This window comes from Corynebacterium sp. HMSC072A02, from assembly GCF_001810085.1.
GTDB lineage: Bacteria > Actinomycetota > Actinomycetes > Mycobacteriales > Mycobacteriaceae > Corynebacterium > Corynebacterium hesseae.
In genome coordinates this window covers 206,637-219,442 of record NZ_KV799847.1, presented here as the reverse complement: position 1 = coordinate 219,442, position 12,806 = coordinate 206,637, and the positions used below count along the sequence as shown (strand labels likewise).

At 59.4% G+C, this 12,806-nt stretch carries 11 protein-coding genes; 10 read left to right on the top strand and 1 reads right to left on the bottom strand.

Annotated features, from left to right (window positions below; translation table 11 throughout):
• Window positions 1-2: 2 nt before the first annotated feature.
• The 5 genes from HMPREF2698_RS06230 to galE all read left to right on the top strand — a co-directional run bounded on the left by HMPREF2698_RS06230 (window position 3) and on the right by galE (window position 5,185).
• Window positions 3-1,544: a DUF7782 domain-containing protein gene (locus tag HMPREF2698_RS06230; protein WP_198530958.1), complete on the top strand. Its 1,542-nt coding sequence runs from the start codon at window positions 3-5 to the stop codon at window positions 1,542-1,544.
• A 78-nt stretch (window positions 1,545-1,622) separates the two neighbouring features.
• Window positions 1,623-2,099 carry a D-aminoacyl-tRNA deacylase gene (gene dtd, locus HMPREF2698_RS06225; protein WP_070521999.1) on the top strand — a complete coding sequence of 159 codons (477 nt, stop codon included), beginning with the start codon at window positions 1,623-1,625 and terminating at the stop codon, window positions 2,097-2,099.
• A 138-nt stretch (window positions 2,100-2,237) separates the two neighbouring features.
• Window positions 2,238-3,233 (top strand): sigma-70 family RNA polymerase sigma factor, encoded by a 996-nt coding sequence (locus HMPREF2698_RS06220; RefSeq protein ID WP_010190233.1) that lies wholly within the window; start codon window positions 2,238-2,240, stop codon window positions 3,231-3,233.
• A gap of 283 nt (window positions 3,234-3,516) precedes the next feature.
• Complete coding sequence (locus HMPREF2698_RS06215) at window positions 3,517-4,197, top strand: metal-dependent transcriptional regulator (RefSeq protein ID WP_070521996.1); 681 nt, start codon at window positions 3,517-3,519, stop codon at window positions 4,195-4,197.
• 4 nt (window positions 4,198-4,201) lie between these two features.
• Window positions 4,202-5,185, top strand: coding sequence for a UDP-glucose 4-epimerase GalE (galE, locus tag HMPREF2698_RS06210; protein WP_070521993.1), 984 nt, complete (start codon window positions 4,202-4,204; stop codon window positions 5,183-5,185).
• On the opposite strand, the gene HMPREF2698_RS06205 is transcribed toward galE, so the two are convergent.
• Window positions 5,142-6,296 (bottom strand): DUF4192 domain-containing protein, encoded by a 1,155-nt coding sequence (locus HMPREF2698_RS06205; RefSeq protein ID WP_070521990.1) that lies wholly within the window; start codon window positions 6,294-6,296, stop codon window positions 5,142-5,144. The genes galE and HMPREF2698_RS06205 overlap by 44 nt on opposite strands.
• Before the next feature lie 349 nt (window positions 6,297-6,645).
• On the opposite strand from HMPREF2698_RS06205, the gene HMPREF2698_RS06200 reads away from it, so the two are divergent.
• From HMPREF2698_RS06200 to HMPREF2698_RS06180, 5 genes are all read left to right on the top strand, one after another.
• Window positions 6,646-7,665, top strand: a complete 1,020-nt coding sequence (locus HMPREF2698_RS06200; RefSeq protein WP_070521987.1) for a PAC2 family protein — start codon at window positions 6,646-6,648, stop codon at window positions 7,663-7,665.
• Window positions 7,666-7,767: 102 nt separating this feature from the next.
• Complete coding sequence (locus HMPREF2698_RS06195; protein ID WP_070521984.1) at window positions 7,768-10,341, top strand: DEAD/DEAH box helicase; 2,574 nt, start codon at window positions 7,768-7,770, stop codon at window positions 10,339-10,341.
• A 167-nt stretch (window positions 10,342-10,508) separates the two neighbouring features.
• Window positions 10,509-11,534 (top strand): PTS sugar transporter subunit IIC, encoded by a 1,026-nt coding sequence (locus HMPREF2698_RS06190; protein ID WP_369815747.1) that lies wholly within the window; start codon window positions 10,509-10,511, stop codon window positions 11,532-11,534.
• A 28-nt stretch (window positions 11,535-11,562) separates the two neighbouring features.
• Window positions 11,563-11,940 carry a hypothetical protein gene (locus HMPREF2698_RS06185; RefSeq protein ID WP_070522231.1) on the top strand — a complete coding sequence of 126 codons (378 nt, stop codon included), beginning with the start codon at window positions 11,563-11,565 and terminating at the stop codon, window positions 11,938-11,940.
• A gap of 104 nt (window positions 11,941-12,044) precedes the next feature.
• Window positions 12,045-12,755: a VIT1/CCC1 transporter family protein gene (locus HMPREF2698_RS06180; RefSeq protein WP_070562945.1), complete on the top strand. Its 711-nt coding sequence runs from the start codon at window positions 12,045-12,047 to the stop codon at window positions 12,753-12,755.
• Window positions 12,756-12,806 lie beyond the last annotated feature (51 nt).

Sequence of the window (12,806 nt, the reverse complement as noted above, 5' to 3'; positions counted from 1 at the left end):
CGATGAACCCGGACAACCCCATCGCAGACGTTGCGGAAGAACTAGCCCACGTCTTTGCTGAGGCAGGGTTGAGCGCGGATGGTATCGCGGGACACCTGGGGCCGGAGTACACCGAAGCGCTACATCGCGGCGAGCCAGCCGCCGTGGCGCTGGGAGCAAGCGGTGATTCCCGCCTGGACCACCTCATCCGGATCTTCCTGCTGCACGAACACGTACCGGCCACGCTGCTTTCCGACGTCCTCGGCGCACGCCTAGCCACCCGGCTGCTCGACTGCGGCGCGGTGCTTACCGACGAGCACGGCACCGCCTACGTGGCTTATGACATTCGGCCACACGTCATCGTGGGTAAGAACCGCATCGTGTTTTCTGATGTTGATGCTTCCCTAGTGGATCACGTGCCCGGCCCCGAGCACGTGTTGGGGGTAGGCTCTGCCAGTCTTTCCCTCTTGCACTCGACCCCGACCACACCCGTGTCCTCAGTACTAGACCTGGGCACGGGTTCTGGCGTACAGATCCTTGGGCAACTGGAGTCTGCTGAAAGAATTGTTGCGACAGACGTTCACGAGCGAGCCCTCCAACTTGCCCGCGCTACCGTCGCTGCTGCGGGCGCAGAAAACCGTGTTGAGCTTCGCCAGGGTTCTTGGTTCGAGCCCGTGCGGCACGAGAGCTTCGACCGAATCGTTGCTAACCCTCCGTTCGTGGTGGGCTTGCCCGAGGTGGGCCACGTGTACCGGGATTCCGGCCTCAATCTGGATGGAGCAAGTGAGCTTGTCATATCGCAAGCTGTGGAGCACCTCAATCCTGGGGGCACCGCACACATTCTCGCTGCGTGGGTACACCAAGGCGACAAGTCTTGGCAGCAGCGGGTTGCCTCATGGCTGCCGGATACCGGCGTGGCCGCGTGGATCATTCAGCGCGATGTGGCGGACCCTGCGCTCTATGTTTCCACGTGGTTGAGCGATGAATCCGTGGATGTTCGCAGTGCCGAAGGCCAGGAGCGTTCACGCCGTTGGCTGGAGCATTTCTGTGATCATGATGTCACCGGCATCGGGTTTGGCTTCGTGGCTATCCAGCGCATCGCAGACGACGAGCCCTCCGATGTTTTGGCGGAGACCATGGCGCAGCCAGTCATCGATCCGCTCGGGCCCGAAGTGGAGGAATACTTCGCTCGCATTGAATGGCTACGCAACCTGGTGCCGGGTGAGCTGGAAACAAAGCATGTGCAGCTGCGCCCAGGTGTCGCCCGCGAAGACGTTTCACTGCCCGACACGGAGCTTGGCATGGGCTTTGAGCGCGCAGCATTACGGCTCAGCCGCACGGACGGTCCGCGCTGGCAGCATGACGTCGACGAGCACCTCGCGGCGATCGTCGCCGGGCTCAATCCCCACGGGCTGAGTATTGGGGAGACCATCGAGCTCTATGCCGCCGCGCAGGGCTTTGAGGAATCCGAGTTGGTCAGCGCCGCGCTTCCAGCCATTGTGGATCTCATCCGCCATGGGCTACTCATCCCTACGGAACTGTTGGCGTTTAGCAACACTGAGTAGCCCTCTCCCTCCCCCAAGTCCCTCGCGTTTGTCATCTGAGAAAGAACTCCTCCCCAGAAAGGTCGTGCACTCGATCCCATGCGTGCTGTCTTAACCCGCGTTTCCGAAGCAACCGTCACCGTAGACAACGACGTTGTCGGCTCTATTTCCTGCCCGGATACCGGCGGCGTCTTAGCGCTCGTCGGTGTTTCCCGCGAGGACGTCGCGGCAGGTTCTGATTCCGGCACTGCCGAGGGACCAACCTTGGAAGAGCGGATGGACACGATGGCGCGCAAAATCGCTGAGCTGCGCATCCTAGAAGGCGAGACGAGCGTGGCCGACAGCGGTGCGCCTGTTCTGGTGGTAAGTCAGTTCACCCTTTACGGGCGAACGGCCAAAGGCAGGCGCCCATCGTGGTCAGATGCCGCACCGGGTGAAGCCGCGCAGCCGGTTATCCAGGGAGTTGTCGCTCGCCTTCGCGAGCGCGGGATCACTGTGGAGGAAGGCCGCTTTGGAGCGATGATGCGCGTCTCCTCCGTCAATGAAGGACCGTTTACCGTGCTCGTTGAGGTCTAGCTTCGGCGCGCCTCCCCCAAAATGGCCTAAAACCTCTCGCACATCCCGGGTGATTAAACATTTTTGGGCCCGTGGGAACTATCTGACGCGAAGGCCCGTTGTAGGGGATGAACCAAGCCGCAACTTAGGAGGCATGAGATGGCCACATCATCCGCTGCTAGCGTCCAGGACGAGGACGGACAGGAAGTTGACCGCGGCTCACGCCGTAACCAGACCAATGACAATCCCTCCGCGGACTTGGTCCGCGTTTACCTCAATGGAATCGGCAAGACTGCGCTGCTGAGCGCCGAGGACGAGGTTGAATTGGCGCAGACCATTGAGGTTGGCCTCTACGCCGAGTACAAGCTCGCCAATGCCGAGAAGCTAACTCGCGCGGAGAAGCGTGACCTGAAAATTTTGGCCCGCGAAGGTAAGAAGGCACGCTCCCACCTCTTGGAGGCAAACTTGCGCCTCGTGGTCTCCCTGGCTAAGCGCTATACCGGCCGCGGCATGCCGCTACTGGATCTCATCCAGGAGGGTAACTTGGGCCTGATTCGCGCGATGGAGAAGTTTGACTACGCCAAGGGCTTCAAGTTCTCCACATACGCAACCTGGTGGATCCGCCAGGCCATTACCCGCGGCATGGCTGACCAGTCCCGGACAATTCGCCTCCCTGTACACCTAGTTGAGCAGGTTAATAAGCTTTCGCGCATCAAGCGCGAGATGTACCAATCCCTAGGCCGCGAGGCTACGAACGAGGAGCTCGCAGAGGAATCGGGAATCGAAGAGTCCAAGATCGAAATGCTGCTGCGTCAGTCCCGCGATCCTGTCTCCTTGGATATGCCGGTGGGCACCGATGAAGAGGCTCCACTGGGAGACTTCATCGAGGATGCCGAAGCAACGGACGCCGAAACCGCCGTGGTTGCTTCCATGCGCCACTCCGATATCCGCTCCGTCATTGGTTCTTTGGAGGAGCGCGAGCAGGACGTCATCCGTTTGCGCTATGGCTTGGACGATGGGGTTCCGCGCACCCTCGACCAGATTGGCCGCAAGTTCGGTCTCTCCCGCGAACGCGTTCGCCAAATTGAACGTGAGGTCATGGCCAAGCTGCGCGAAGGAAACCGCGCCGATCGCCTCCGCGAATACGCACTCTAAATCTTTTATTCGAATCCTGGCATGAGCCATCGAGCCAGCTACCTGCTAGCCCAGCTGAAACAGCATTGTGGGCTTTGGCGGTCAGCGCTCGGTGGCTTTCGTCGTTCCACAAGGTCCCGCGAGGTTGCCGTGCCCCGTCGAACCCCGCCGGAGGCACAGCGCTGCGCGCTCAATACTTTCAATGAATGCGCTATTGTTTAAGATATTCTCTTAATACATCCTTATTACCGCGTCTAAACCTATGTGGCTACGCACCGCCCACAACGCAGAAAGGTAAGCCCACGTGAGGGACCTAGTTGACACCACGGAAATGTATCTGCGCACCATCTACGAGCTCGAAGAGGAAGGCATCACTCCCCTCCGCGCGCGGATCGCAGAGCGTTTAGAGCAGTCTGGGCCGACCGTATCCCAGACCGTGGCTCGTATGGAGCGCGATGGTCTGCTCCACGTGCGCACTGATCGCAGCCTCGACCTCACCCAACAGGGCCGCGAATTGGCAACCAACGTCATGCGCAAGCACCGCCTAGCTGAACGCTTGCTCACAGACGTCCTTGGACTGGACATCGACAAGGTCCACGACGAGGCCTGCCGGTGGGAACACGTCATGAGTGAAGAGGTAGAAAAGCGCGTCGTCGCGGTATTGGAGGATTCCTCGCGCTCACCATTCGGCAACCCCATCCCAGGCTTGGCACAGTTGGGCACGACCCCGGTGGAGCTCGACTTGGGAACCCGCGCCATCGACCTCCCCACGGGACAAGAAACTGAAGCCACCATCGTGCAAATCAATGAGGTGTTGCAGGCCGACAGCTCGACCTTCGATGATCTTTATTCCTGCGGAATCCAAATCGGTTCGCAGGTGACGGTGGTCAATGAGAGCGGAACCATTACGCTGACGACGAAGTCGGGCCATACTGTCGAGCTTGTCGACGATCTCGCCCACGCCATCCGAGTTAAGGAGAAGTAAGACGATGAAGCTGTTAGTTACCGGTGGTGCCGGATATGTCGGCAGTGTGTGCGCGGCAGTCTTGGTTGAAAAAGGCCACGACGTCACCATCATCGACAACTTCTCTACCGGCAACCGCGAGGCCATCCCAGAGCAGGCACGTCTCGTTGAAGGCGACGTCGCTGATGTCGCCCGTGAGGTGTTGTCTGAAGGTGGATTCGACGGCGTGCTGCACTTTGCGGCGCGTTCCCTCGTCGGTGAATCCGTTGAAGCCCCCGCTGACTATTGGCAACATAATGTCGTAACCACGCTGACGCTCCTAAACGCCATGCGGGAATTCGAGGTCACAAACCTCGTCTTTTCCTCGACCGCTGCAACCTACGGCGAGCCAGCGCAAGTGCCAATTACGGAGTCGATGCCTACGCAGCCAACGAATCCCTACGGCGCGTCCAAGCTCGCAATTGACTACATGATCACGTCCTATGCCACTGCCTACGGCCTTGGGGCGACCTCCTTGCGCTACTTCAATGTCGCCGGAGCCTACGGCACCATTGGAGAAAACCGCGAAGTAGAAACCCACCTCATTCCCCTCGTCCTGCAGGTAGCGCTGGGGCACCGCGACAAGATTTACATCTTCGGCGATGACTACAACACCGCCGACGGCACCGCGGTCCGGGATTACATCCACATCCGAGACCTGGCAGAGGCCCACGTCCTAGCGCTGGAGAGCAACGCCGCAGGAACGCACCGCATCTACAACCTTGGCTCCGGGGATGGCTACTCCGTCAAACAGGTCATTGAGGCCTGCCGCGAAGTAACCGGTCACCCCATCCCGGCTGAGCTTGCACCTCGCCGCGCTGGGGATCCCGCAACACTCGTGGCCTCTTCGGAAAAGATCAAATCCGAGCTCGGGTGGAACCCCAGCCGCACCGATCTGACCACCATCGTGACAGACGCGTGGAACTTCACCCAGCAGCTCGGCGAGCGGGCACATTCTGCGCATCGCTAGCCGCATCCTCTGAATGCTCCTCCCCTTCCCCTATAGCGTTTTCATAGGCTTTGAGGGCGCCTGTATGAATTGAGTCCCGAATCTTTTCGTGCAGGCCATGACGGTATGCCTGGCACAGGAGTGAGCCTAGGCGGTGGCTGGGAAATTCTTCCACGACGAGCTGCAATGCAGGACCCGCGAGGATATCCCACTCCTGTTCCAGCTGCGCCAGCGCAAAGAGAGTCAGCGCGTTTGCCCGCAACTCGCCGCCGAATGTCCGCGCCGCCGCCAGAAGGAGATGCGCTCCCTTTTCGCCCGACGTCGCGCACACGTTCACGACAAGGTCGCGCGTCCACGTCGTTGACAGCCACACAGCACAGGTTGCCAGCAGCTCACTGTCCTGCTCAGCCTCCTCCACCGACGCCACCTGGTGAAGCGCCCACCGAGCATCGTCGAGCAAGTGATCCAAGAGGTCCTTTCGTTTCTTTCCCCGCACAGCTGCTACCTGCGCACGATACTGCGTCGCCGTTTCTCGCGCTTGCCGTGCCAAGGCATCGGCTTCGGCAGCATCCAGATACTGGTTCCCTGCGGCAAAGACAGCAAAGAACTCCTCCCTATTGAGCTCCGGTACAACATTGTGGTCGACGCAAGAGCGCATCGAGGGGGCGTCGGTCAGCGCCGGTATTGTCCCCTCAACCCACTTCTTCATTGGCCCGCTTCCATCCGCGTTGACGGTTCCATGAAGCAAGACATAAGCCTCATGTTTGGTGATTTCCCGGGTATGCCACGCAGCGTCGACCTCCAGCCCGTCCTCGGCGCGGTCTAGGCCATATAGCCAGTGAGCCACCTCCCTGAGCTCGGTGAGGGGACGCTTCGAAATAAGGAATGCAAACACACCTTCGCGGGCGTGCTCGGCCAGTAACGGCGAGATGTCCGCTACTGCCCCTTGGGCATCAGCAATGTCGACGCGAGCAAGCGGGCCCATGGCTGGGCCTCGCGGGGTGGTATCGATAGCCATGAAAACCACCGATTCAGTGGGATAGAAGCCTAGGAGGCCAGGGATGTTTGCGAGGAGGTGACCTGGGGTCGTTATCGGTGGAGTGCGGTCTGTATGCGTTGAGAGTGTGTTCATACCTTGTAGCCTGAACCACACTTACCTCAGTTCGCTAGAGCACTAAGACCGTCCACGGCACATCTGTGGATAACGAGTCCGGGCTAGTGCGCAGTCCACTGGAAGTAGCCCGGTTTTCCACACCCAGCAAGTGGAATCCTGGCACAACCAGCCTCCATATGGCATGCTTGAACGATCATCACTGGTTCCCTGCGGGAGCCCCGCGTGTACGGACCAGCTTCGCGTTCGCCCCGGACGCCCAGTCGCCTCTGGGAATAGGCGGTAAGCCTTAAGCGTTGCATGTCACAGAACACTGATTGAGGTCGTACGCTCGAGAACAAGCACACGGCTAGAAGGAGGAGTCACAACCATGCAGGAAGAACAGCGCCGCATGTACGAGCTGGAGTACCCCGCTCCAGTGGTCAAGGATGATTCCACTCCAGGCGCAGGCCCCACAATGATCGTTGCCATGAATGGCTACGCCGATGCAGGCCAGGCCGTTGAAGCCAGTGCTGATCACCTCAAAGCCGCGTTGGAAAACCGCCAGCTGGCCTCGTTTAATAACGACGAACTCATTGACTACCGTTCACGCCGCCCTGCCGTCACTATCGACCATGACCGCACCGTGGAGATTGAGAACACGGATTTGGGCATCAAGGTATTGCGGGATAATTCCGGCACGCCTTTCTTGCTGCTGTCCGGACCGGAACCGGACTTGCGGTGGGAGGCCTTTACGGATGCGGTAGTGAACTTGGTTGAAAAGTTCGATATCAAGAACACCATCATGCTCTACTCCGCGCCCATGCCGGTGCCACACACCCGCCCCACGGTGGTCACTGCGCACGGCAATGCCCCGGAACTCCTTAACTCTATGGTACGCATGGAATCCACCATGATGGTCCCCGGCGCAGCCGCCCTGTATATTGAGCGTGCCTTGGATAAGAAGGGCCGCCGCGTGGCCGGCTATACCGCGCATGTGCCGCATTATCTGGCGGCCTCGCCTTATCCAGCGGCCACGCTCCGTCTTCTGGATTCGGTTGCCTCAGCCGTCGACCTCAACATTCCCTTGGGTAGCTTGGAGGCAGACGTGGCTCGCGTCAACCAGCAGCTCGAGGAGCAGGTGACGGATTCTGAAGAGATCGCGGGCGTGGTCCGCCAGTTGGAAGAGCAGTACGACGCTTATATGGAGCGCTACCGTTCCCGCCATCCGCAGGCCATTATGCCGGGTGAAGAGCACATGCCTACGGGCGAGGAAATCGGGGCTGACTTCGAGGCTTTCCTTGCCGGACTCGATGACAACCCGGATATCCTCTCTGAAGACATCGACGACCGCGAGGATAACTACGGGCGCGACGAGGGCCCCGGCTCAGACATGGACGATGACGTCTAACCTCAGATAAGCTCAGCACGCCGCGGCTGTCGAGGAGTCTCGGTCTTTCACAGCCGCAGGGCGGAGACTTATGCTCTAAGGCTTTCGCCTAAGGTGGGACGGGTGAACCTTTCTCAGATGTTGCCCGATCTCGCCGAAGTCCCCGAGTCGATGGTTGATGAGGCCATCTGGGACACGTTTTTATCGTGGACCTCCGGCCGTGGAATCTCGCTGTACCCGGCGCAGGAAGAGGCCTCTTTAGCTATCCTCGCGCAGGATAACGTCATCTTGGCCACGCCTACCGGATCCGGTAAGTCCATGGTAGCCAATGCCGCCCACTTCATAGCTTTAGCGCGAGGGCAGCGCAGCTTCTACACCGCCCCTATCAAGGCCTTGGTGAGCGAGAAATTCTTCGCTCTCTGTGAGATTTTTGGCCCAGAAAACGTTGGCATGATGACCGGCGATGCCACGGTGAACGGTTCCGCGCCCATCATTGCTGCGACCGCGGAGATCGTCGCCAATATTGCACTGCGAGATGGCGCGGAAGCCGCCATCGATCAGGTGGTCATGGATGAATTCCACTATTATTCCGAGCCGGATCGCGGCTGGGCCTGGCAGGTTCCGCTGTTGGAATTGCCGAAGGCACAGTTCTTGCTCATGTCCGCGACCTTGGGCGATACGACGTGGCTGGAGAAGGACTTAACTGAGCGCACCGGACGCACGACGACGCTCGTGGCTGGGACAACCCGCCCGGTCCCGTTGGACTTCTCCTACGTCTTTTCCGCTGTCCATGAAACCATCGAGGAATTGCTCGCTGGTGGCAAGGCACCTGTCTACGTGGTCCACTTCTCCCAGCGCGAGGCCTCAGAGCGCGCGCAAGCATTGACGTCGCTGTCAAAGATCATCACCTCAGAGGAGAAGGAGTCCATTGCCGCTGAGCTCGCGGGATTCCGATTCACCACGACGTTCGGCAGGGACCTGTCTAAGCTGCTTCGTAAGGGAATTGGTGTACACCATGCCGGCATGTTGCCGAAGTATCGGCGCTTGGTGGAGCGGTTGGCCCAAAAGGGTCTGCTCAAGATCATCTGCGGTACCGACACTTTAGGTGTTGGCATCAATGTACCGATCCGCACGGTGTTGATGACGGGCCTGGCCAAGTATGACGGAACCCGTCAGCGGATCCTCAAGTCCCGCGAGTTTCACCAGATTGCCGGTCGCGCCGGCCGAGCAGGCTATGACACGGAAGGCACGGTCGTCGTAGAGGCGCCGGAGCACGAGATCGAAAACGCCAAAGCGCGGCGGCGCGTGGGCGATGACCCGGCGCGCCTAAAGAAACTGAAGAAGAAGTCCGCGCGCGATGGCGAGGTTTCGTGGTCGGAACAGACCTATGCCCGGCTTATCGACGCCGAACCGGAGCAGCTCACTTCCCAATTCCGAGTCTCCAATTCCATGCTGCTCAATGTGCTCGCCCGCCACGGCAACGGTTACGAACACCTAAAACACCTGCTGCGTACGAGCCACAACACGCGTGCGCGCCAGAACGAAGACATCTTAACGGCGCTGAGCCTGTTTCGAGGGCTTCTCAATTCAGGCGTGGTCCAAAAATCCACCAAGGGCCTCGATATCTATGGCCGCCCTTACCACGTGGTGCGGGAAATGCCGCGCGATTTTGCCTTGAATCAACCTTTGGGGCCCTTCGCGTTGGCGGCGCTCACCTTGCTGGATCCGGATTCGGACACGTATGCACTCGACGTTATCTCCGTCTTCGAGGCGGTGCTCGATGATCCTCGCCAAGTCCTGATTGCTCAGCAAAAGCAACGCCGTGGCGAGGAGATCGCGGCGCTCAAAGCAGACGGGGTGGACTACACCGAACGCATGGCCATCGTGGAAGACATCACGTGGCCGAAGCCACTCGAAGAGCTCTTGGAGCAGGCCTACGACACTTTTTGCGAAACCAATCCTTGGGCCAAGGAATTTGAGCTGCGTCCTAAGTCCGTGGTTCGCGACATGCTAGAGAGCGCCATGACCTTCTCCGACCTTGTCGCCACCTACGGACTCGCCCGCTCTGAAGGCGTCATCCTGCGCTACCTCACTGATGCTTGGCGCACGCTCAAACAGTCGATCCCTGCCGAGTTCCTTACCGAGGAGCTCGAGGACATCATCGTCTGGCTCGGAGAGCTTATCCGCCAGGTTGATTCTTCGCTCGTCGACGAGTGGGCTGAAATGGCCGGCGAGGACTCCCCCATTTCCCAGGCGGATTTGGACCGCGAATTGGCCTTCGGCGTTGAGGATCCCACCGCCTTGACAGCCAATCAGCGTGCCTTTGGCATCATGGTGCGCAACTACTTCTTCCGGCTCGCGCAGCTCTTTGCCTTGGAGAAGGAAGATCGCTTGGCAGATTTGTTGGATTATTTGGAGGAGATCCCCGACTTTGGCCAAGCTCTCGATGACTACTTCGATGACTACGATGACATCGATACTGGGCCAGCAGCACGGGGCCCGGAGTACTTTGTCCTGGACAAGGGCGCCAAGGGCTCAGGGGCTCGTAGCGTCGGGGGTTCACGATCGTGGACCGTCCGGCAGATCCTCAAGGACCCAGAGGGGGACAACTCCTACCACATCGTTGGCACTGTCGATTTGGATGCCTCCGATGAGGCTGGTGAAGTCCGGCTGTCCGAACTACGCGTGGAATACTAGGGAATTTAAATACGCCCTTTCTTTGTTATTATTCTCCGTCAACCGCATATTATGCGTATGATTGGGGAATGAGTACGCCACAGCAGATAGACGAACGCCAGCTTTCCCCCATCCCCCACGCCAGCGCCGCGCCCGCGGCCGAGCATCTCACCCTCGGATCCTTCACCATGAAGGTTCTCAACGGCATCTCGATCGCCGTCGTCGTGTCGCTCGTCCCGCAGGCCTTGCTCGGCGAGTTGGCCAAGGCGCTGCTCCCCTTCTGGTCCGGCGCGTCCACAGTAATAGCGCTGACGGGTCTAGCCGCCAGCCTTTTACCTGTGATGATTGGTGTCCTCGTAGGCATCGAATTCAAGATGACGCCGATTCAGACCGCAGCCGTGGGCATTGCTTCTTTCTGCGGCTCCGGGGTGGCCACCGTCAATCCCGAAGGCGGCTTCTTCCTCAAAGGCACCGGGCTCGTCATCAACTCTGGATTAACCGCAGCCATGGCAGTTGGTTTGCTCCTCTTCATCGGCGATAGGCTCAAGAACTACTCCATCTTGCTGCTGTCCACCATTGTGACGCTCGTTGCGGGCAGCATCGGGTGGGTTATCACCTTCCCCATCGTCAAGGTCTTTACGCTGTGGCTTGGTGACCTCGTGAACGGTGCGACAACTTTGCAGCCGGTCCTCATGGGTGTAGTCCTCGCTGTTCTTTTTGCAGTCATGATCGTCTCCCCAGTCTCCACCGTCGGCATTGCTACCGCCATCTTTATCGACGGCATCGCCTCTGGCACCGCCAACCTCGGAGCCGTTGCTGCGGGGTTCACGCTCCTCGTTGCCGGCTGGCGCGTCAACGGCTTCGCCACCTCCATCCTGCATGTTCTGGGCTCTCCCAAAGTGCAGATGGCCAACATGTTGTCCAAGCCTGTCACCTTCCTTCCCGTTATTTGCTCCGCCGCAATCCTGGGCGGCATTGGTGGCGCTCTAGGGATCTCGGGCACACCAATCTCCGCCGGTTTCGGAATTTCCGGACTCATGGGCCCGCTGGCGGCTCTCAATTACGAAGGGTGGGGATGGAGCGCCGGCAACGTGATGATCATTACCTTCGTTTATGTCGTACTTCCCCTCGCCCTTGCGCTGCTCTTTTGCTGGCTCTTTGAAAAGGTTCTGCACTTAACCAAATCTGAATACTTTTCCCTCGATTTCAAGTAGCGACATGGGGAGTACAGTGGGCGCCACTATGACTAACCCAAAATCCCCAGCCACCAGCATCCACCTTGCCGGCGTTCGTTTTGAGACGCATGAGGACTCAGTCACTGTGCATTGGCTCCTCGGAGGCATGCCCCACCACCGTGACGTCGTCTTTAAGCTGCACACCCTCGACCTTCAGCTCATCGCCCACTTCGAGCAAGCCAACCTCAGCTCGATGGAGATCGCTTCATACGGAGAAGACACGAGGGACGCCCACCGTCCAGTTGATTATCAATACAACTACTCCCCCGAGGCACTCGCAATCACGCTGCCCACCGCCCACTTTAATCTAAAAGAGGAAGTCTTCACGATGGGCCTGTCAGTGGACGGCATCCCCTGCGGTGAGTGGACGGGAACGATTACCTAAGCCTTCACTCCCTACACACAGCGAAGCCTATACACGCTTTACAGGACTCTGACCAGCGACGATACTGGAGTAAGAGCAGTTCTCTAGGATTCAAGGAGCTGGAAATGGCACACCATGCCAATGAGCCCCATGGCGATTCACACAACGCGCGGTTAAATTCCCTTCGGGCGGGAGTTCTCGGCGCCAATGACGGCATCGTCTCCGTCGCTGCACTTCTGCTCGGCGTCGTGGGGTCGGGGGCGTCGGCAAGCGCCATCCTCACCGCCGGCTTGGCCGCAACCGTATCGGGAGCCGCGTCGATGGCGCTGGGAGAATACGTCTCGGTGTCAGCGCAGCGTGACTCCGAACGGATGATGATAGCCAAGGAGACTCGCGAACTGGCGGAGCTTCCTGAACAAGAACACGCCGAACTCGTATCCATGTTGGCTGACTACGGCATGAACACCGCTACCGCAGACACCGCCGCACATGAGATCGCCGCCAAAGATAGGCTCTTGGAGGCACACCTGAGGCTGGAGATGGGCATCGATGGTGAGGACCTGACGAACCCTTGGCACGCCGCTTTCTGGTCGGCAGTATCTTTCCTTGCCGGTGCAGCGCTACCCCTCCTGTCAATCTTTATAGCCCCGATGAGCATGGCCGCAGCAGTCGTCGCCGTGATCACTCTCATTGCCCTGGCGATTACGGGCTACGTGTCTGCTCGCCTCGCCGGTACAAATGCCGCACGTTCCGTCTTCCGCCTCGTCATTGGTGGCGCGCTCGGGCTAGCCATTACCTATGGCATCGGCGTTGCCTTCGGCGGGGTCATCCGCTAGAAGGCCGCAAACCTCCCCAGCCCTTTGAGGCACAAAAAGTCCCACTCCCCT